This window comes from Candidatus Vesicomyosocius sp. SY067_SCS001, assembly GCF_014706615.1.
Classification (GTDB): domain Bacteria; phylum Pseudomonadota; class Gammaproteobacteria; order PS1; family Pseudothioglobaceae; genus Ruthia.
The window spans coordinates 938,370-958,704 of record NZ_CP054877.1 but is presented as its reverse complement, the minus strand read 5'-3'; the positions used below and the strand labels follow the sequence as shown (position 1 = coordinate 958,704).

The 20,335-nt window shown below is 35.1% G+C and carries 15 protein-coding genes, 2 tRNA genes and 3 rRNA genes; 9 read left to right on the top strand and 11 right to left on the bottom strand.

Translation table 11 applies throughout. The annotated features are described in order from the left end of the window. Nucleotides 1-336: 336 nt before the first annotated feature. The 5 genes from HUW60_RS04605 to rrf all read left to right on the top strand — a co-directional run bounded on the left by HUW60_RS04605 (nt 337) and on the right by rrf (nt 5,922). Nucleotides 337-1,883: ribosomal RNA gene (locus HUW60_RS04605) — 16S ribosomal RNA — on the top strand. Nucleotides 1,884-2,009: 126 nt separating this feature from the next. Next, a tRNA-Ile gene (locus HUW60_RS04600) sits at nt 2,010-2,086 on the top strand. Nucleotides 2,087-2,193: 107 nt separating this feature from the next. Continuing rightward, nucleotides 2,194-2,269, top strand: a tRNA-Ala gene (locus HUW60_RS04595). A 458-nt stretch (nt 2,270-2,727) separates the two neighbouring features. Beyond that, a 23S ribosomal RNA gene (locus tag HUW60_RS04590) occupies nt 2,728-5,623 on the top strand. A gap of 183 nt (nt 5,624-5,806) precedes the next feature. Continuing rightward, nucleotides 5,807-5,922: ribosomal RNA gene (rrf, locus tag HUW60_RS04585) — 5S ribosomal RNA — on the top strand. Together the 16S, 23S and 5S rRNA genes with 2 tRNA genes alongside form the textbook arrangement of a ribosomal RNA operon. 61 nt (nt 5,923-5,983) lie before the next feature. On the opposite strand, the gene trxC is transcribed toward rrf, so the two are convergent. The 3 genes from trxC to HUW60_RS04570 are packed head-to-tail and all read right to left on the bottom strand — an operon-like array spanning nt 5,984 to nt 7,401. Then, nucleotides 5,984-6,406, bottom strand: coding sequence for a thioredoxin TrxC (gene trxC, locus HUW60_RS04580; protein ID WP_190600352.1), 423 nt, complete (start codon nt 6,404-6,406; stop codon nt 5,984-5,986). A gap of 44 nt (nt 6,407-6,450) precedes the next feature. Further along, nucleotides 6,451-7,080, bottom strand: a complete 630-nt coding sequence (locus HUW60_RS04575; protein WP_190600351.1) for a hypothetical protein — start codon at nt 7,078-7,080, stop codon at nt 6,451-6,453. Between the two features lie 33 nt (nt 7,081-7,113). Beyond that, nucleotides 7,114-7,401 carry a rhodanese-like domain-containing protein gene (locus HUW60_RS04570; RefSeq protein ID WP_238924471.1) on the bottom strand — a complete coding sequence of 96 codons (288 nt, stop codon included), beginning with the start codon at nt 7,399-7,401 and terminating at the stop codon, nt 7,114-7,116. A gap of 83 nt (nt 7,402-7,484) precedes the next feature. Here HUW60_RS04570 and serS point away from each other — a divergent pair, with 83 nt between their 5' ends. Genes serS through secF form a run of 4 tightly spaced genes read left to right on the top strand, consistent with a single transcriptional unit; the run spans nt 7,485 to nt 11,912 of the window. Beyond that, complete coding sequence (gene serS, locus HUW60_RS04565; protein ID WP_190600349.1) at nt 7,485-8,774, top strand: serine--tRNA ligase; 1,290 nt, start codon at nt 7,485-7,487, stop codon at nt 8,772-8,774. A 22-nt stretch (nt 8,775-8,796) separates the two neighbouring features. Further along, complete coding sequence (yajC, locus tag HUW60_RS04560; protein WP_190600348.1) at nt 8,797-9,138, top strand: preprotein translocase subunit YajC; 342 nt, start codon at nt 8,797-8,799, stop codon at nt 9,136-9,138. 15 nt (nt 9,139-9,153) lie between these two features. Continuing rightward, a complete protein-coding gene (gene secD, locus HUW60_RS04555) occupies nt 9,154-11,001 on the top strand; it encodes a protein translocase subunit SecD (RefSeq protein WP_190600347.1) in 1,848 nt (615 codons plus the stop codon). After that, nucleotides 10,998-11,912 (top strand): protein translocase subunit SecF, encoded by a 915-nt coding sequence (gene secF / locus HUW60_RS04550; RefSeq protein ID WP_190600346.1) that lies wholly within the window; start codon nt 10,998-11,000, stop codon nt 11,910-11,912. The genes secD and secF overlap by 4 nt, the downstream gene beginning before the upstream one ends. A gap of 499 nt (nt 11,913-12,411) precedes the next feature. Here the strand turns inward: secF and fabB are convergent, their stop codons facing one another. The 8 genes from fabB to trmB are packed head-to-tail and all read right to left on the bottom strand — an operon-like array spanning nt 12,412 to nt 20,122. Then, nucleotides 12,412-13,626, bottom strand: a complete 1,215-nt coding sequence (gene fabB / locus HUW60_RS04545; RefSeq protein WP_190600345.1) for a beta-ketoacyl-ACP synthase I — start codon at nt 13,624-13,626, stop codon at nt 12,412-12,414. Beyond that, the gene (fabA, locus tag HUW60_RS04540) at nt 13,626-14,135 is read right to left on the bottom strand and encodes a bifunctional 3-hydroxydecanoyl-ACP dehydratase/trans-2-decenoyl-ACP isomerase (protein ID WP_190600344.1); all 510 of its coding nucleotides are present in this window, start codon (nt 14,133-14,135) and stop codon (nt 13,626-13,628) included. Before fabA ends, fabB begins: the two co-directional genes overlap by 1 nt. 28 nt (nt 14,136-14,163) lie before the next feature. Further along, entirely contained in the window at nt 14,164-15,330 is a 1,167-nt protein-coding gene (locus tag HUW60_RS04535; protein ID WP_190600343.1) for an O-succinylhomoserine sulfhydrylase, read from the bottom strand. A 25-nt stretch (nt 15,331-15,355) separates the two neighbouring features. Further along, entirely contained in the window at nt 15,356-16,873 is a 1,518-nt protein-coding gene (gene purF / locus HUW60_RS04530) for an amidophosphoribosyltransferase (protein ID WP_190600342.1), read from the bottom strand. 12 nt (nt 16,874-16,885) lie between these two features. Next, nucleotides 16,886-17,734, bottom strand: a complete 849-nt coding sequence (locus HUW60_RS04525; RefSeq protein WP_190600341.1) for a CvpA family protein — start codon at nt 17,732-17,734, stop codon at nt 16,886-16,888. Between the two features lie 51 nt (nt 17,735-17,785). Beyond that, nucleotides 17,786-18,997, bottom strand: coding sequence for a bifunctional folylpolyglutamate synthase/dihydrofolate synthase (locus HUW60_RS04520; protein ID WP_190600340.1), 1,212 nt, complete (start codon nt 18,995-18,997; stop codon nt 17,786-17,788). After that, nucleotides 18,985-19,437, bottom strand: a complete 453-nt coding sequence (locus HUW60_RS04515; protein WP_190600339.1) for an FxsA family protein — start codon at nt 19,435-19,437, stop codon at nt 18,985-18,987. The genes HUW60_RS04520 and HUW60_RS04515 overlap by 13 nt, the downstream gene beginning before the upstream one ends. 1 nt (nt 19,438) lies before the next feature. Further along, nucleotides 19,439-20,122: a tRNA (guanosine(46)-N7)-methyltransferase TrmB gene (trmB, locus tag HUW60_RS04510; protein ID WP_238924469.1), complete on the bottom strand. Its 684-nt coding sequence runs from the start codon at nt 20,120-20,122 to the stop codon at nt 19,439-19,441. Between the last annotated feature and the right edge of the window lie 213 nt (nt 20,123-20,335).

Below are 20,335 nucleotides of genomic sequence, written 5' to 3'. Positions count from 1 at the left end.
TAATTTTTCTTTATTATAATTTGTAATATTATATGAAAATGTCCTTAATTTTTAATTAAATAAGGACTGGAAAGTATAAAGTTAAAAATAATACTTGACAGATTAGTTGTTATCTGTATAATTTTTTGTTTTTAACTGTAGCAAAAAAATTGCTTTATCAATTTAATGTTGTAGTTGCTCTTTAAAAATATATTAAACAACTTGTGTGGGCACTCGTACAATAAAATTGTGCAAGTGCACATTAAAAACTAAAGCAAATAAGCTTTTAAAAAAATTGAACATAAAGCAAATTTTATTTATTTGAATTGTTTTTAGATGTTCTAAATAGTTAGAATTGAACTGAAGAGTTTGATCCTGGCTCAGATTGAACGCTGGCGGTATGCTTAACACATGCAAGTCGAACGGAAACGATACTAGCTTGCTAGTAGGCGTCGAGTGGCGGACGGGTGAGTAACGCGTAGGAATCTGCTTGATAGTGGGGGATAGCCCGGAGAAATCCGGATTAATACCGCATAATCTTGATAAAGTAAAGAAGGCCTCTAATTATATATGCTTTCGCTATCAAATGAGCCTGCGTAAGATTAGCTAGTTGGTGAGGTAAAAGCTCACCAAGGTGACGATCTTTAGCTGGTCTGAGAGGATGATCAGCCACACTGGAACTGAGACACGGTCCAGACTCCTACGGGAGGCAGCAGTGGGGAATATTGGACAATGGGCGCAAGCCTGATCCAGCAATACCGCGTGTGTGAAGAAGGCCTGAGGGTTGTAAAGCACTTTCAATTAGGAAGAAGAAATAATGGCTAATATCTATTATTTTTGACGTTACTTTTAGAAGAAGCACCGGCTAACTCCGTGCCAGCAGCCGCGGTAATACGGAGGGTGCAAGCGTTAATCGGAATTACTGGGCGTAAAGCGTGCGTAGGTGGTTTATTAAGTCAGATGTGAAAGCCCTGGGCTCAACCTAGGAACTGCATTTGAAACTGGAAGACTAGAGTATAGGAGAGGAAAGTGGAATTTCTGGTGTAGCGGTGAAATGCGTAGATATCAGAAGGAACATCAATGGCGAAGGCAGCTTTCTGGACTAATACTGACACTGAGGTACGAAAGCGTGGGTAGCAAACAGGATTAGATACCCTGGTAGTCCATGCCGTAAACGATGATAACTAGCCGTTGGGGGGGGTACCCTTTAGTGGCGAAGCTAACGCGTTAAGTTATCCGCCTGGGGAGTACGGCCGCAAGGTTAAAACTCAAAGGAATTGACGGGGACCCGCACAAGCGGTGGAGCATGTGGTTTAATTCGATGCAACGCGAAGAACCTTACCTGGTCTTGACATATCGCAAACTTTCTAGAGATAGATTGGTGCCTTCGGGAATGCGGATACAGGTGCTGCATGGCTGTCGTCAGCTCGTGTCGTGAGATGTTGGGTTAAGTCCCGTAACGAGCGCAACCCTTATCCTTATTTGCCAGTACATAACGGTGGGAACTATAAGGAGACTGCCGGTGATAAACCGGAGGAAGGCGGGGACGACGTCAAGTCATCATGGCCCTTACGACCAGGGCTACACACGTGCTACAATGGGAAGGACAAAGGGTCGCTAAGCCGTGAGGTGGTGCTAATCTCACAAATCTTTTCGTAGTCCGGATCGGAGTCTGCAACTCGACTCCGTGAAGTCGGAATCGCTAGTAATCGTAGATCAGAATGCTACGGTGAATACGTTCCCGGGTCTTGTACACACCGCCCGTCATACCATGGGAGTGGGTTGCACCAGAAGTAGCTAGTTTAACTATTTTATAGAGGACGGTTACCACGGTGTGATTCATGACTGGGGTAAAGTCGTAACAAGGTAGCCTTACCGGAAGGTGAGGCTGGATCACCTCCTTAAGAAAAGTATGAGTGTCCACAACAAGTTGTTTAATAATGATAAAGGTAATAAAAATTACCTCACACTATTTGTGCGATAATTTTTATGATAATTGCATAAAATAATAAAAATAGACAAATAATTTTGGGTCTGTAGCTCAGTTGGTTAGAGCGCACCCCTGATAAGGGTGAGGTCGGTGGTTCAAATCCATCCAGACCCACCAAATTTTGCGTTATGATTACTTCAGGCCCATCGTTTATTACGTAAGTTTAATTAAGTCCCCTTTTATAATAAACTTATAGTTTATATAGTTTATACTGTAAGCAAAAAGGGGCCATAGCTCAGCTGGGAGAGCGCTTGCCTTGCACGCAAGAGGTCGGGAGTTCGATCCTCCCTGGCTCCACCAAGTATTCTTTTATTGTGCAAAGAAAACTTAAACAAAAAAATTTTTAATTGTTGTTTTGTTTAAGTTTTTATACTGCGCCTTCGAGTGTAGAGCTCTTTAACAATTTAATACATGAAGTAAAGTTTGTAAATATACAATATAACAACGCGAAGATTATTATCATAATAGTCTGTATTGGTGTATTGCATTGACACAACAATTTCAAAAAATATGGATTCTCATTGAGAAATTAATTTTTCAATGAAATAAAAAGAATTCACCAATTGTGATTTATCATAATTTGTGACTTCAAGGTGAAATACTAACTATAAACACCAATATTATAAGGTTTTGAATTTTATTTATTTGCAAAGTATTTTTTTGAGTGATTAAGAGGTTTAGCTTTGCTAAATAGTTAATTAAGCAAAAAATTTATACAGTACATAGATAAAGTATAAATAGATAATTTGGGGTTATATGGTCAAGTGAATAAGTGCATATGATGAATGCCTTGGCATTAGAAGGCGATGAAGGACGTGATAATCTGCGATAAGCTTCGGTTAGCTGATAAATAAGCTTTAATCCGGAGATCTCCGAATGGGAAAACCCAGTGGTCATCAGACCATTATCCTTAACTGAATAGAATAGGTTAAGGAAGCGAACCTAGGGAACTGAAACATCTAAGTACCTAGAGGAAAAGAAATCAACCGAGATTCCCTTAGTAGCAGCGAGCGAACGGGGACCAGCCCTTAAGCATATTTTAAATTACTAGAATGTTCTGGAAAGTTCAATGATACAGGGTGATAATCCCGTATAGGAAAGTTTAATTTATGTTAAATCGAGTAAGGCGGCGCACGTGAAACGCTGTTTGAATATGGGGGGACCACCCTCCAAGGCTAAATACTCTCTAATGACCGATAGTGAACAAGTACCGTGAGGGAAAGGCGAAAAGAACCCCGGGAGGGGAGTGAAATAGAACCTGAAATCGTATGCATACAAACAGTAGGAGCAGATTTATTCTGTGACTGCGTACCTTTTGTATAATGGGTCAGCGACTTACTTCTCAGTAGCAAGGTTAACCAAATAGGGGAGCCGTAGGGAAACCGAGTCTTAAATGGGCGTTTAGTTGCTGGGAGTAGACCCGAAACCGGGTGATCTATCCATGGCCAGGGTGAAGGTTAGGTAAAACTAACTGGAGGCCCGAACCCACTTATGTTGAAAAATGAGGGGATGAGCTGTGGATAGGGGTGAAAGGCCAAACAAACCCGGAGATAGCTGGTTCTCTCCGAAATCTATTTAGGTAGAGCCTCATGTATTACTGTCGGGGGTAGAGCACTGTTATGGTTAGCGGGTCGTCAAGGCTTAGTAAGCCATTGCAAACTCCGAATACCGACAAGTATGAGCATGGGAGACACACTGCGGGTGCTAACGTCCGTAGTGGAAAGGGAAACAACCCAGACCGTCAGCTAAGGTCCCAAAATTGTAGTTAAGTGGGAAACGATGTGAAAAGGCCAAGACAGCCAGGAAGTTGGCTTAGAAGCAGCCATTCCTTTAAAGAGTGCGTAATAGCTCACTGGTCGAGTCGGTTTGCGCGGAAGATTTAACGGGGCTAAAACTACATACCGAAGCTACGGATTGCAATTTATTGCAATGGTAGGAGAGCGTTCTGTAAGCCGTTGAAGGTAAACTGTAAGGTTTACTGGAGGTATCAGAAGTGCGAATGCTGACATGAGTAACGATAAAGGGGGTGAAAAACCCCCTCGCCAGAAGTCCAAGGTTTCCTACGCAACGTTAATCGGCGTAGGGTTAGTCGGCCCCTAAGGCGAGGCAGAAATGCGTAGTCGATGGGAAATAGGTTAATATTCCTATACTTCATATAACTGCGATGGGAAGACGGAGAAGGTTAGCGCAGCTTGGCTATGGTTGTCCAAGTTCAAGCGTGTAGAAATGAGTTTTAGGAAAATCCGGAACTCTATATTTTAAGGCGTGATAACGATCCCTCTTTTGGGAGAAGTGCGTAATACCATGCTTCCAGGAAAATCCTCTAAGCTTCAGGTTATATGAAACCGTACCCCAAACCGACACAGGTGGACGAGATGAGAATTCTAAGGCGCTTGAGAGAACTCGGGTGAAGGAACTAGGCAAAATGACACCGTAACTTCGGGAGAAGGTGTGCTCTTGCCGGTAATTTTACTTGCTGAATGAAGCTGGTAAGAGTTGAAGATACCAGGTGGCTCCGACTGTTTATTAAAAACACAGCACTCTGCAAACACGTAAGTGGACGTATAGGGTGTGACGCCTGCCCGGTGCTTGAAGGTTAATTGATGAGGTTAGGATTTATCCGAAGCTTTTGATCGAAGCCCAAGTAAACGGCGGCCGTAACTATAACGGTCCTAAGGTAGCGAAATTCCTTGTCGGGTAAGTTCCGACCTGCACGAATGGCGTAACGAGGGCTACACTGTCTCTACCCGAGACTCAGTGAAATTGAAATTGCTGTTAAGATGCAGTATACCCGCGGCCAGACGGAAAGACCCCGTGCACCTTTACTACAGCTTTGCATTGAATTTTGATCCTATTTGTGTAGGATAGGTGGTAGGCTTTGAAACTTAGACGCTAGTCTTGAGTGGAGCCATCCTTGAAATACCACCCTAGTATGGTTGGAATTCTAACCTAGATCCATTATCTGGATCAGGGACAATGCATGGTGGGTAGTTTGACTGGGGCGGTCTCCTCCTAAAGAGTAACGGAGGAGCGCAAAGGTACCCTCAGCACGGTCGGACATCGTGCAATGAGCGCAAAGGTAAAAGGGTGCTTGACTGCGAGACTGACACGTCGAGCAGGTAGGAAACTAGGTCTTAGTGATCCGGTGGTTCTGAGTGGAAGGACCATCGCTCAACGGATAAAAGGTACGCCGGGGATAACAGGCTGATACCGCCCAAGAGTTCACATCGACGGCGGTGTTTGGCACCTCGATGTCGGCTCATCACATCCTGGGGCTGAAGTAGGTCCCAAGGGTATGGCTGTTCGCCATTTAAAGTGGTACGCGAGCTGGGTTTAGAACGTCGTGAGACAGTTCGGTCCCTATCTACCGTGGGCGTTGGAGACTTGAGGGAAGCTGTTCTTAGTACGAGAGGACCGGAATGGACACACCTCTGGTGTTTCGGTTGTGACGCCAGTCGCATTGCCGAGTAGCTATGTGTGGAAAGGATAACCGCTGAAAGCATCTAAGCGGGAAGCCTCTCCCAAGATTAGGTCTCCCTGAGTGTTTAAACACTCCTAAAGATCCCTCGAAGACTACGAGGTTGATAGGCAGGGTGTAGAAGCACGGTGACGTGTGAAGCTAACCTGTACTAATTGATCGTGAGGCTTGACCATATAACACCCAAATTATTTAAATGAATCTGTAATTTTTGTGTTTGATGTGTCATGTAATACGCTGATAAGAATATAAACTTTATAAATGTATTTGATTGTCATAACTTCTAACTATTAGTTATGGTATAAAAACTTTTTAATTAATTATAATTGTGATTTATACACAATTATACAACCAGTTTGCTTAGTGACAATAGCGAGTGTGACCCACCTGATTCCATACCGAACTCAGAAGTGAAACCACTTAGCGCCGATGGTAGTGTGGGGACTCCCCATGTGAGAGTAGGACATTGCTAGGCTTTAAATTTAGAGCTCCTAGATAAATTTATGTTTAAAGGGGTTGTTGTTCCTTCTTTTTTTTTATGTATATTGATTAACCCAATTAATAAAATCTTGGGTATTTATTGAACCAGAAATGCGCTCTATTTCTTTACCATCTTTAAAAATGGCTAATGTTGGAATAGAGCGAATATTGTGTTTAGTAGAAATTACTTGTTCTTTTTCAGTTTCAATTTTGATAAATCTGGCGTTAGGTTCAAGTTGTGTTGTAACTTGTTTAAAAGTAGGAGCAAATGTTTTGCAGGGACCACACCAGGTTGCCCAAAAATCAACTACCAATAATTCATCAGTTTTTTCTATTGCACGAGTAAGTTGTATACCATTTATATCAATAGGATGACCGCTATATATTGGATTTTTGCATTTACCACAATTAGGTTTGTTCTTTAATTTGTTTTTTGGAATGTTGTTAAGTTTATTACAATTTAGGCATATTGCAATCATATTAGCTCCTATTTTTTGATATTATTATGAGTGAGTTGAAATTTTTATTGTAATTTAGAGAGAATTGATTTTCGTTTAGATCTAGGGATCTTGTTTTTATTTTTTAATTTTTCTGCCTTAAATATTATTTTTTCAACTGCTATCAAATTTGTAATACTTATTTTTATTGATTTAAAGGCTTTTAGTGCTTGAATTTCAATAATTTGTTGTATAATCCATTTTGAATCAACATTGGTCATAGCTTCTTGGATTTTCTTTGCAAAGTATCTTAAGAAATGATAACTAGGCTCACCATTTGTAAATTCATAATTGGCGTAGTTTTGAGATCTGGTGTTATAAGTTTGAATAAAGTCCTTCCAATATTCTCCTGAACCAATACGTTCTTGTTTGTTTTCATGAAAACAAGTAGCTGATTGTTTGGCAAGTTTGATAATCAATGTTCGACGTTGATTGTAATTTAATTTATCAAGAATCAATCTATCAATACATTGAATTAAGAAGTATAAGTATTCAGATATTACATCAAATACTTGTGCTTTCTCAATTACGAATGCTTCGTTAATTAAATCTTCTAGATGATTTTTAGTAATACGCCATGAATTAAATGCTAGTGTGCTAGCAATGTCATCAATGGTTTTCACTTGATTTTTGTGCCAAGTGCTTTTAACTCTCATTGTATAAGTTTATACCATTATTATTGTATTGTGTTATTCACAGTTGTAATTTTTAAATGAGCCTAAATCGTTAACATTTTTATAACCCATTTGTATTAAATAATTTTTAGCAGTTGATGAACGAACACCTGTAACACAATAAAGAATAACAGCTTTATTACGGTCTATGATGCTATCAGCACTCATAATAGACTGTAATGGTAGGTTTATTGCATTTGGTAGTGCACCTTGAGCGAATTCATTACTGGAACGGACATCAACTAATTGAGCGCCATTAGCTAATAGCTGGCAAGCATCGTTGCTTGAAAATGAATTAAACATAGTATAATTTCCAAAGTTAGTTTTTAAAGTTAGACCTGGTGTAATTAGGAATATAATGTATATAATTAAATTATTATATAACAATGTTAAGTAAAAAACAACTTAGATTAGACATGAAAGCTGTTGCTAATGCCTTAAAGAAGAGATATTTTTATTTTGATGTTGATCAATTTTTTGAATTAGAAAGTAGTAGAAAAAAAATTCAAATTGAAACTCAAAATTTGCAAAATCTACGCAATATGCAGTCTAAGGAGATTGGAAAAGCTAAATCTTCTGGTGAAGATATTGAGTCTTTATTAAAGAATGTTTCAGATTTAAGCATTAAGTTGAATTTGTCAAAATCAAATTTACAATTGATTCAATCTGAAATTGATGTAATTGTTTTATCGATGCCTAATATTCCTCATCATTCTGTACCTAATGGTAAAACTGAAGAGGATAATATTGAGGTATCAAAATGGGGTAAATTAGGTAAGTATGATTTTGATGTAAAAGACCATGTTGATTTGGGTGCGATGTATGGGCTAGATTTTGAGATAGCAGTTAAGATTTCTGGCGCTAGATTTTCTGTTATGACTGGAAAAATTGCACGTTTGCATCGCGCATTGACACAATTTATGTTAGATCGACATAGTGAAGTTAATGGCTATACTGAGGCTTATGTGCCTTATTTAGTGAATACAGAATCCTTGATTTGCACAGGTCAGTTACCAAAGTTTGAAGCCGATTTATTTAAAACATATTTGCATGGTGAGAAGGGAGAAACAAAGACATTGTATCTAATTCCAACTGGTGAAGTGCCTGTGACTAATATGATGCGTGATATGATTATTAAAGAGAATGATTTACCTCTTAAGTTTGTGACTCATACACCTAGTTTTAGATCAGAGGCAGGTAGTTATGGACGATATACTCGCGGCCTTATTCGTCAACACCAATTTGAGAAAGTTGAGTTAGTGCAGGTAGTTAAAGCACAAGATTCATACCAAGCTTTAGAAGTATTAACTACACATGCTGAAGATATCTTACAAGCATTAGAATTGCCTTATAGAAAAATTAGCTTATGTGCTGGAGACCTTGGTTTCTCTGCTTCTAAAACCTATGATTTAGAAGTGTGGCTACCTGGACAAAATGTTTTTTGTGAAATTTCTTCTTGTTCTTGTTTTGAAGACTTCCAGGCACGACGTTTGCAATTAAGATATAAGAATAAAGAAACTAATAAATTAGAATTATTACACACATTAAATGGCTCAGGATTAGCAGTTGGTAGAACGTTAGTAGCAGTATTGGAAAATTATCAGCAAGCTGATAGAAGTATTAAAATCCCCTCTGTTTTACAGAGTTATATGGGTGGGTTGGAAGTTATGAATTAATTTTTTTATATAAGGAGATAAAATGAATTTATTAGATTTAATTATTGTACCAGCATTCGCAGAAGGTTTAGTATCAGAGAGTAGTATTATAGATTCATGGAGTGGGTTACCATTTTTATTGGTTATGTTTGCATTGATGTATTTTTTACTGATTAGACCTCAGCAAAAACGTGCCAAGGAGCATAAAATATTATTAGTAGCCTTAAAAAAAGATGATGAGGTTGTTACTAATGGCGGTATAGTTGGTAAAGTTGTTTCTGTAGATGAATCTTTTGCAATATTAGAAATTGCTAATGGTGTTGTGGTTAAGGTGCAAAAGCAAGGTATTAATCAAAAAATGCCAAAAGGGAGCGCTAAAATTTAATTAAACATAACTGTTATGAATCATTATTCATGGTATAAAAATGCATTAATTGTATTTGTTTTATTGTTTTCAATATTGTATGCATTACCTAATATATTTGGTTCTGATTTAGCTCTTCAAGTGTCCAGTGCAGGTAATAATTTGATTGTTGATCAGGATTTGGTTAAAATTAAAAATGTATTAAAGATTCAACAAATTGAGTTTAAATCTATTGAATTAATTAATCAAAGGATCTTAGTACGTTTTAAGGATAATACACAACAGCTTTTGGCTAAAGATGTTATTAATCAGGCGCTGAGTCGGCGTTATGTGGTGGCGTTAAATTTGGCACCTTCTGTGCCAGTTTGGTTGGCAAGTATCGGTGGTAAGGCTATGTCACTTGGATTAGACCTGAGAGGCGGTGTTCACTTTTTATTAGAAGTTGATATGGAAGCGGTAATTTCAGCTTCTATGGATATAGCATACAATGAACTTCGTGTTTTATTACGTAAAGATAGATTATATAATAGCATAAAGCAAGAAGGTAATAGTATTGTTATTCATTTTAAGCGATCTGAATTAAAAGACGAGGCATCTAAGTTAATTAAATCAGAATTGAGTGATTTAATTATGCTGAATAATACAGATGATTTATTACTAAATATTAGAATTAGTGAGAGTGTACAAAAACAAGCTAAGAGAAGTGCGCTTAAACAAAATATTATAACGTTGCGTAATCGAGTGAATGAATTAGGCGTAGCAGAGCCAATTATTCAACAGCAAGGTCTGGAACGTATTGTTGTCCAACTACCAGGTGTACAAGATACAGCCAGAGCAAAAGAAATTTTAGGTGCGGTAGCAACTTTAGAATTTAGATTGGTTGATGAAAAAAATGACCCACAAATAGCTATTCAGTCAGGGCGGTTACCGATTGGCTCAAAACTTTATTATTTTAAAGATGGTCGTCCACTTTTGCTAAAAAGTCATGTGATTACAACGGGTGAAAATATTACGGGTGCAACGTCTGGTATTAATCAAGAAAATAACACACCAATGGTTAATATCACACTTGATAGTACTGGTGGTAGGGCAATGTTTAATACCACTAAAAGATACTTGCACCATCGTATGGCAGTTGTTTTTATTGAGAATAAAGTTGAAACACTTGTTAAAAATGGTAAAACCATTAAGAAGCGTACCACTACTAGAGATATTATTAATGCTGCTACAATTCAAGGTATATTTTCGTCACGGTTTCAGATTACAGGTATTGATAATATTAAAGAGGCTCGTAATTTAGCGTTATTATTAAGAGCTGGCTCTCTTTCAGCGCCGATTGAAATTATTGAAGAACGTACTATTGGTCCAAGTCTTGGTTCAGATAATATAATTAAAGGAGTTATATCAGTATTGGTTGGATTTATTTTAGTGTTATTGTTTATGGCTATGCGTTATCAACTATTTGGTATGGTAGCAAATGTGGCTTTGACGCTTAATTTAGTGATGATTTTATCTATTTTGTCTTTATTGCAAGCCACTCTTACACTGCCAGGTATTGCAGGTATTGTGTTAACAGTAGGTATGGCAGTTGATGCTAATGTGTTAATCTTTGAACGTATTAAAGAAGAAATGGGAATGAATAGAAATTTTCAGAAAGCTATTTCAATTGGTTATGATAAGGCGTTATTGACTATTTTAGATGCTAATATTACGACTTTGATTGTGGCATTGATTTTATTTAGTTTTGGTACTGGCCCAATTAAAGGCTTTGCGATTACCTTGTCAATTGGTATTATTACTTCAATGTTTACAGCTATTATTGTCTCACGTGCAATAATTAATAAGATATATAGTGGTAAGAAGTTAGAAGATATTTCAATATGAGTTTTAAAGTATTAAATATTCCAACGATTAACTTCATGGGTAAGCGTACTTATGCCATTATATTTTCAGTGTTATTAATTTCAGCTAGTATTTTTTCATTAACTACAAATGGACTTAAATTAGGCATTGATTTTAAAGGAGGTACTTTAATTGAAGTAGGATATCAACAAAGTGTTGATTTAGCTGAGATTAGAGCTGTTTTGGTGAATGCAAATTTTAAAAGGGCTAATGTTCAATATTTTGGTTCAACTAATGAAATTTTAATTCGTTTAGAATCTCAATCAATTTCTAATGCTAAGTTAAGTTCAAAAATTATTTACTTATTGGGCGGTGATGTTGATATTCGTCGGGTTGAATTTGTGGGTCCTAAAGTGGGTGAAGAGCTTACGAATGATAGTGGTCTAGCAATGTTATATGCCCTGATTGGTATTTTGATTTATGTTTCATTTCGTTTCGAATATCGTTTTTCATTGGGTTCAATTACAGCTCTTATTCATGATGTTATCATTATTTTGGGTGTTTTTTCATTATTCCAAATCGAGTTTGATTTGACGGTACTGGCTGCTATATTAGCAGTTATTGGTTACTCCTTGAATGATACTATTGTGGTGTTTGATCGGATTCGTGAGAATTTCTTGTTAACACATCATATTGAATCCTCTAGGATTATTAATGATGCACTTAACCAAACACTATCTAGAACAATAACAACCTCTTTGACTACCTTATTGGTGTTATTGGCACTGTTCTTTTTAGGTGGTGAGATTATTCATAGTTTTTCTTTAGCATTACTAATTGGTGTAGTAGTGGGCACTTATTCTTCTATTTATGTTGCAAGTTTGATGATTCTTGAGTTAGGTATTACAAAGGAAAATTTATTTTCATCTGAGAAATCAAAGTCTAGACCTTAATTTAATTAAATTTAATTAAAACATGTAAGTTAACATTAATTCATATAGTTTTATTTGAAAAACAATATTAGTATAGATTATAATCAAATTACTATGTTTTTTATTTTTATCCTAACTATGATAGGTCTTATTAACGTATTATGTTTTTTAGATTGATATAGACAAGGTAGTATTAATTAGCGTGCGTCAGTTTTTTACTTTTGTTATTAATGTTAAGGATGAAGACTGATAGGAAAAATATTATTTAAATAAACTAAATTTTTTTATAGAGTTATATAATGTACGTGCTGTTTTAAATGGATAAATACTCAAAGTTAAGATGTTGAACTAATAATCCATAATATACAAGATAATCTAAACATGTATTATATGGTTATTTATTAAATAGTCGTTAGTAATCTTATATATTTTGTTGTTATGAGAAAAATTAAAATAATTTTTCTTTGAGTTATTACAACATGATCCAAGAATGGATTCTTGTGTTATATTTTAATATTTATTATTTAAATTTTTCGAAGACTAAACAAGCATTTGTACCACCAAAACCAAAACTATTCGACATAACTCGGTTAAATGTTTGTTTGATTGTTGTTTGTATAATTGGCATACCTTTAGCTGCTTCATCTAGTATATTGATATTTACAGATTTTGTCATAAAATTATTTTGTAACATTAGTAATGAGTAAATTGATTCATTCACACCAGCCGCACCTAGTGCATGGCCTGAAAGTGATTTAGTTGAGCTAATATTAGGAATATTATCGCCAAAGACTTCTTTGATAGCATTTAGTTCTTTTACATCGCCAACTGGCGTTGAGGTGCCGTGAGCATTAATGTAGTTAATAGGTCCATTTACTGTTGATATAGCAATTTCCATACAACGTTTAGCACCATCACCAGATGGCACAACCATATCATAACCATCGGAAGTTGCGCCATAGCCTGTTAATTCTGCAAGAATAGTTGCGCCTCGAGCTTGTGCGTATTCTAGTGATTCAAGCGCTAAAGCACCACCACCACCAGAAATTATAAAGCCATCTCGTTCTTTGTCAAAAGCACGAGATGCTTGCTCAGGGGATTTATTATATTTAGAAGATAAAGCACCCATTGCATCAAATAACATGGTTAATGACCAATCTAGTTCCTCACCACCACCAGCAAATACCACATCTTGTTTGCCCATTTGTATTTGTTCCATGGCATTTCCAATACAGTGTGCGGATGTTGAGCAGGCAGAACTGATTGAATAGTTAATGCCTTTAATTTTGAATAGAGTTGAAAGACAAGCTGAGGTTGTAGATCCCATTGTACGCGGTACACGATAAGGACCAACGCGTTTAATACCTTTTTTTCGTAATATATCGGTAGCTTCAACTATATTTTGGTTACTAGCTCCACCAGAACCCATAATAAGTCCAGTACGTTCATTTGAGATTTGTACTTTTGTTAAGCCTGATTGTTTAATTGCTTCGTCTAGTGCAACTGCATTGTAAATGGCGGCATCAGCCATAAAGCGTTTCATCTTTCTATCAATAATTTCGTCTGAATTTATCTCAGAAATTGTTCCAGATAGGTGTGAACGAAGCCCTATATTTTCCTGAGTTTCATTAAATTTAATACCTGATTTAGAGGTTTTTAAAGAGTTTAGAACCTCTGCACAATTTGCACCTAAACTGGAAACAACTCCCATTCCTGTGACAACAACTCTATGCATTACATTTTGCTAGTATCAGTAAATAATCCAACTTTAAGGTTGGTAGCATCGTAAATTACCTTGCTATCTACTTCCATGGTTGCGTCGGCTACACCCATATACAATTTGCGTGCAATAACGCGTGATAAGTCTATCTTGTAGGTTAATTTTTTTGCACTTGGTAGCACTTGTCCAACAAATTTAATATTACCAGCACCGAGTGCACGACCTCTGCCAGTACCTCCTAACCATCCAAGATAAAAACCAATTAATTGCCACATTGCATCTAGTCCTAAGCAACCAGGCATAACTGGGTCTTCATTAAAATGACATTTAAAAAACCATAAATTAGGATTAATATCTAATTCAGCAATAATTTCACCTTTGCCGTATTCACCTCCATCATTGGAAATATGACTAATACGATCAAACATCAGCATAGGAGGCTTTGGCAGTTGGGCATTACCTAATCCAAACAATTCGCCATCACCACATTTAATTAATTCATTATAAGAGAAAGAATTTTGCATTGTGTTCTATGTAAAACAATTATCTAGATTATACCAGTGTCTGCTTAATATCAGCAATGATGTCCTTAATGTCTTCTAGCCCAACAGATATTCTGATTAATCCATCTGTTATATGAGCGTTAAGTCTTTCTTCATCTGTTAAACGCCCGTGTGTTGTTGTTGCTGGATGAGTAATGGTAGATTTTGTATCACCTAAATTGGCGGTAATAGAAAGTATATTAGTAGCGTTAATTATTTTAAAGGCCGATTTTTTCCCACCTTTAATTTTAAACGATACAATACCACCAAAGCCAGATTGCTGGGATTTTGCCAAATTGTGATTAGGGTGGGAGGGCAGACCTAAATAATAGACTTTTTCTACTTGATCTTGGGCTTCAAGCCAAATAGCAAGTTTGAGAGCATTGTCCGAATGTGCCTTCATTCTAAGACTTAAGGTGTCTAACCCTTTAAGTACAATCCAAGCATTAAAGGCACTTAAACTAGGACCTGTGGTGCGTAAAAATTTATGAATTTGTTCAATAATATCAGTACTTCCAGCTATAACACCTGCTAAACATCTACCTTGACCATCAATATATTTAGTAGCTGAGTGTATGACAATATCAGCACCTAAAGTAATAGGGGTTTGTAGTGCAGGGCTTAGAATTGTATTATCAACTGCTAGCAGAATACTATTGGCTTTTGATATTTTGCTAAGTGCGTCAATATTCACAACCTCACCTAACGGGTTAGATGGGGTTTCAAGTAAAAAGAGCTTGGTGTTATTTTTGAGTGCATTTTCCCAAGCTGATAAGTCAGATAAATTGACAAAACTAATGTCAATGTTAAATTTAGTAATAATTGTATTTAGCATTATAATTGAGGTGCCAAACATATTGCGCGAAGCAACAATATGATCACCTGATTTAAATAATGCCATAATGGTTGCAAAGATCGCTGCCATACCAGATGAAGTTGCAACACATGCTTGTGCACCTTCAAGTATAGCTAATTTTTTTTCAAAGGCATCCACTGTAGGATTGGTAAAACGTGCATAAATATTTCCTGGATCTTTTTTAGAAAAGCAATTGGCAGCTTGTTCAGCTGAGCTAAAAACAAAACTGGAGGTTAAAAATATAGCCTCAGAATGTTCTTTTTCAGTAGTAGTTCTATAACCTGTGCGTATGGCTTTAGTATTAAAGCTTAAGTCTTTCATGTATTTTTAAAATTGTTAAATAACTCTATTCTACATCATTACCAATTAATTCAGAAGCTTCACAGGTATTGTTATTTTTTTTAGTGGAGTTTCCTCGTAAAAATTCAATATGTTCAAGATAGTCTTGGTCAATATCGTTGGTCACATATTGACCATTAAAACAAGAGCAATCAAATGTGTTAATTTCCTTATTACCTTGTTGTACGCACCAGATTAAATCGTCTAAATCTTGATAGATTAGCTTGTCTGCACCGATAGCTTTGCAGATTTGATCGATATTTTTATTGTGGGCAATAAGTTCTTTATTACTTGCCATATCAATACCATATACATTTGGATAACGTACAGCAGGTGCGGCTGAGGCAAAAAATACCTTATTAGCGCCAGCGTCACGAGCCATTTGTACAATTTGCTCACTGGTTGTGCCACGTACAATGGAATCATCGACCAATAATACATTTTTGTTTTTAAACTCAAGTTCAATTGTACTGAGTTTTTGGCGTACTGATTTTTTGCGAAGTTTTTGTCCTGGCATGATAAATGTACGAGCAATATATCTATTTCTAATTAATCCTTCACTGTATTTAACGTCTAATTTATGTGCTAGTTGTAAAGCAGCTACTCTAGAAGTGTCAGGGATAGGGATAACAACGTCAATGTTATTAATGTCCCATTCTTTATGAATTTTTTCGGCTAATTTTTCCCCCATTCTTAAACGAGATTTATATACTGAAATATTATCAATTACTGAATCTGGACGAGCAAAATATACAAATTCAAATATACAGAGTGAGTATTTGGCTTTTTTTGTGCATTGTTTAATAAATATATTACCCTTTCTATCAATAACTACTGCTTCACCCGGTTTTATATCTTGAGTAATTTTATAACCTAGAGCTCTAAGTGCTACACTTTCAGAAGCCAACATATATTTAGTGCCACTTTTGGTGATGCGTTTACCAAGAATAAGTGGACGAATGCCATTTGGGTCTCTAAAGCCAAAAATACCATATCCTGGAATCATACCAATGGCTGCATAAGCACCTCGTACACGCTTGTGTACTTGTGAGACAGAGTTAAAAATATCAGACTCGTTAATACGTTGTTTTTGTAGTTTAGCTAATTCACTGGCAAATACATTCAGTAAAATTTCTGAATCAGAATTGGTGTTAATATGACGAAGGTCTTGTTCAAATAATTCTTGAGATAATTGTTTAGTATTAGTTAGGTTACCGTTATGTGCAAATGTAATACCATATGGAGAGTTAACATAGAAAGGTTGCACTTCTGCATTGGAGGAACTTCCTGAAGTAGGATAACGCACATGTCCAATACCCATATCACCTAATAATTGTGTCATGTGTTTAGTTCTAAAGACGTTTTTAACTAGGCCGTTTGATTTACGCATATAAAAACGTCCTTTATAGGCAGTTACAATACCTGCTGCATCTTGACCACGGTGCTGTAGAATAGTTAACGCATCATAAATATAAATAGCTATATCTTTTTTAGTAGTAGATAAAATACCAACAATACCACACATAATACTTAATCCTTAATTATTGTTAATAAACAGCAAGTATTGCGACAATTCAGGTTTGATATTTGAGGCTATATCTTGAAATATTTTTAAAGCACCATTTGTTTCAATCCAATAATATTGTTGTGAAACCCAACTAATATTTTGTAACATTAACACTATGATTAAAATTACTAAGTTGGCTTTAATTAATCCCATCATTGAACCTAATACACTGTTTTGGATGCTGTTAATATTTCTTGCATTAAGTTTAATGTCTATTGCTTGTAAAATTTTAAGTATTTTCTCGAAAAAAGATAATAAGAAACAAGGTTTTGTTTTATCAATAGAAATGTTTAATATTTTTGATATAAAAGTAAAAATACCAAAAATAGAACTAAATAAAATAATAAATGATAAACTTATACGAATATATTTATTACCAATAAGCATTTCTATAATATCTAATCCACCTATAATATCTAGGTGATGACAGCTAAATATTGTAATTGCCGTGAAAAGAATCGTTAGTGCAAATAGTTTGTTTAGTACACAAGGATTATCAATGGTTAAAGAAAGTTGTGTTAGTTTGTAACTTAATTTTTTGATAATTACAATACAAATAAAAATTATTCCAAATGAGATAGTTAAATGAGATTGATGTGATGGTGTTAGCCAAATTATAAGTGAACTTGTAGCTAATATTTGGTAAAACAACAATGCAATTAACATTGCTAGTAATAAAAAACTTAAGTTAATTAGCTCTTTTGCTAGTCCACGCTTAAATCCTAGTATTATGAATATAGCTAAAATAGCAATGATTATCCAATCTGACCAAACTAAGCGTTCAATAATGCTCCAAATAGTTATAAAGAACTCGTTCATTAATTCCCTCCTAGAGATACTATGTGATTAGTTGTAATTGTACAAGATTTATTATTTATTATTTTTCATAAATGGGGTAAGTATTTTCAATGCATTAGCCACAACATAAAATGACCCAAAAATAACAATGCGCTGATATTGTTTGTCATTAATGCTGTGATTAATAGCGTCTTGCATATCATTGCAAATTTGGATATTATGATCTAAACTAAACTGGTTGCTAAGTGTTTGCATACTTATTGCCCGGCTAACATTAAGTGGTACTAATAGCCATTGATTTATAATCATACTAATTTTATTAATCATCAAACCAATATTTTTATCTTTTAAAGCTGAAAATATTGCAATGGTAGGACTTTTTTGCTTTGCTAGTTCTGCTGATAATACTTTAACTGCAGCTGCATTGTGTGCAACATCAAAAATAAAGGTTTTATTATGAATAGTTTCTATTTGGAATCTGGCATTAAGTTTTACATATTTAATACCTGTTTTAATTTCAGTAGTATTTATTGGTAACGTTTTATTCAATTTTTGTACAGTAAGTATTGCTGTTGCTGCATTTTGTTGTTGATGCTTGCTAATTAGGCCAATATCACCTGTGTATCTTTGTTTTACAAATTCTAGTTGCGCATTGATTTGATGTGCATGTTGATTAATTGAAGTGGGCGGATGAGTATCAGCACAAATACAAGGTGTATTTTTTCGCATAATGCCTGCTTTCTCAAACCCAATTAATTCACGAGTATTCCCTAAATAATCTACATGATCAATGTCAATATTGGTGATAACACTAACGTTATTATCAACAATATTAACTGAATCAAGCCGACCACCCATTCCTACTTCTAATACAGCCACATCAACTTTTTCTAGATCAAAAATAATCAGAGCAGCTAGTGTTGAAAATTCAAAATAAGTGAGTGATGTTTTTTCTCGAACTTGCTCTATTTTATTAAACGCTGAACAAATCTTCCTATCAGTAGCTTGTATACCGTTAATCACAAAGCGTTCATTGTATTTAAGAATGTGTGGCGAGCTAAATTTTCCCACTTTAAAGTTTGATTGTTGGTAAATACTATCAATAAAAGCAACGGTGGAACCCTTACCATTCGTACCAGCAACTGTAATTACTTGAAAAAGTACGCCTTTTGGAAAAAGTTTTTTATAAACTTCTGTAACACGTTCTAGTCCTAAATCAATTTTCTTAAAATGTAAGTTTTTTTGGTAATTTAACCAGTCATTAAGAGTGTTTAATCCTCCCAAAATTCACCTTCAATGGTGTTCTTTTCATTACGTTGTTGAGGTTGAGTGTTTTGGGTTTTATGAATAAAACCAGAGTGATTGTTGTTAAATATTTTTTTTGCATTTTTTTCTAAAATTCGGTTAATAAAATAAGATCTAGAAAAGGGTAATAGACCTAAGAGACCAATCATATCAGTAATAAACCCAGGGGTTAATAACAACACACCAGATAATACAATTATTACACCTTCAAGCCTTGTAAAGGTAGATGTTTGACTATTTGAGATTGTATTTTGTGCTTTAGCTATTGTTGAATAACCTTGTTGTTTTAATAAAAAGAAGCCAATAAATGCTGTGATGATGACTAATAAAACTGTTGAAAAACCACCAATAGCAGCACCTACTGAGGCGAGTACATAAATTTCAAGCAGAGTCATGACTACAAATATTGGAAAAATCATATTATTTCTCGTTTGTAAAGATCAAATTCCAAACATCATGTCCAAGTTTATGACTTCGTTGTTCAAACTTGGTAATAGGTTGATGTTCAGGTCTCGGTGAATAGATAGGAGCATTCTGTGTGTTTTTAAAGTTAGGGTGGTTTTCTAAGATTGTCATCATATGAATAGCATAATGTTTCCAGTCAGTTATTATATGAATTTTTCCACTTTTAATCATTTTATGTGATAATAAATTTAAAAAATCAGTTTGTACTAATCGACGTTTAAAATGCTTTTTTTTATGCCATGGATCAGGGAAAAACAGTTGAAAAAGATTAAAACTATTATCTTCTATATGATTTGTTAATACTTTAACAGCATCTTCTTTAATTATTTTAAGATTATTTAATTGGTACTTGTGCGCCTTATTAATTAATTGACCAACACCTGCTTCATACACTTCAATACCCAAAAAATTTCTATCAGGTGTATTAATTGCCATTTTCAGTAAACTATCGCCATTGCCAAAACCAATTTCTAAAACAATTTTTTGTTGTTTAACAAATAAAGCATTTAAATCAATTTTACCTTTTGGTAAATCTACTCCATGATCTACCCAAAACTTAGTCAGACCCATTTCCTGACCTAGAGTTAATCTGCCAGGACGACGTACAAAACTTTTAATTTTTCTTATTTGATTTATCAAAATATTAGCATAAATATAAATAGTATTTAATGGATTGTTGCCAATAAAATTAAAACAAAAAACGTATTAAAAAATCTAAAGGAACGAGTATTTTATAAGAGTTATTCGTTATAATAATCTGTATTTTACCGTTTGAAAGTTAAGTGATGTATGGTATATTTATAAGTATTAAACCAAAAAATGGTTTTCTATTTACCTGTTATTATAATGACT

Coding starts and splice junctions, on each gene's coding strand:
- fabA (WP_190600344.1), bottom strand. CDS start 14,135: ATGCAAAATTCTTTCTCTTATAATGAATTAATTAAATGTGGTGATGGC.
- HUW60_RS04575 (WP_190600351.1), bottom strand. CDS start 7,080: ATGAGAGTTAAAAGCACTTGGCACAAAAATCAAGTGAAAACCATTGAT.
- fabB (WP_190600345.1), bottom strand. CDS start 13,626: ATGCATAGAGTTGTTGTCACAGGAATGGGAGTTGTTTCCAGTTTAGGT.
- trxC (WP_190600352.1), bottom strand. CDS start 6,406: ATGATTGCAATATGCCTAAATTGTAATAAACTTAACAACATTCCAAAA.
- HUW60_RS04535 (WP_190600343.1), bottom strand. CDS start 15,330: ATGAAAGACTTAAGCTTTAATACTAAAGCCATACGCACAGGTTATAGA.
- secD (WP_190600347.1), top strand. CDS start 9,154: ATGAATCATTATTCATGGTATAAAAATGCATTAATTGTATTTGTTTTA.
- HUW60_RS04515 (WP_190600339.1), bottom strand. CDS start 19,437: ATGATTTTTCCAATATTTGTAGTCATGACTCTGCTTGAAATTTATGTA.
- purF (WP_190600342.1), bottom strand. CDS start 16,873: ATGTGTGGTATTGTTGGTATTTTATCTACTACTAAAAAAGATATAGCT.
- yajC (WP_190600348.1), top strand. CDS start 8,797: ATGAATTTATTAGATTTAATTATTGTACCAGCATTCGCAGAAGGTTTA.
- serS (WP_190600349.1), top strand. CDS start 7,485: ATGTTAAGTAAAAAACAACTTAGATTAGACATGAAAGCTGTTGCTAAT.
- HUW60_RS04525 (WP_190600341.1), bottom strand. CDS start 17,734: ATGAACGAGTTCTTTATAACTATTTGGAGCATTATTGAACGCTTAGTT.
- secF (WP_190600346.1), top strand. CDS start 10,998: ATGAGTTTTAAAGTATTAAATATTCCAACGATTAACTTCATGGGTAAG.
- HUW60_RS04570 (WP_238924471.1), bottom strand. CDS start 7,401: ATGTTTAATTCATTTTCAAGCAACGATGCTTGCCAGCTATTAGCTAAT.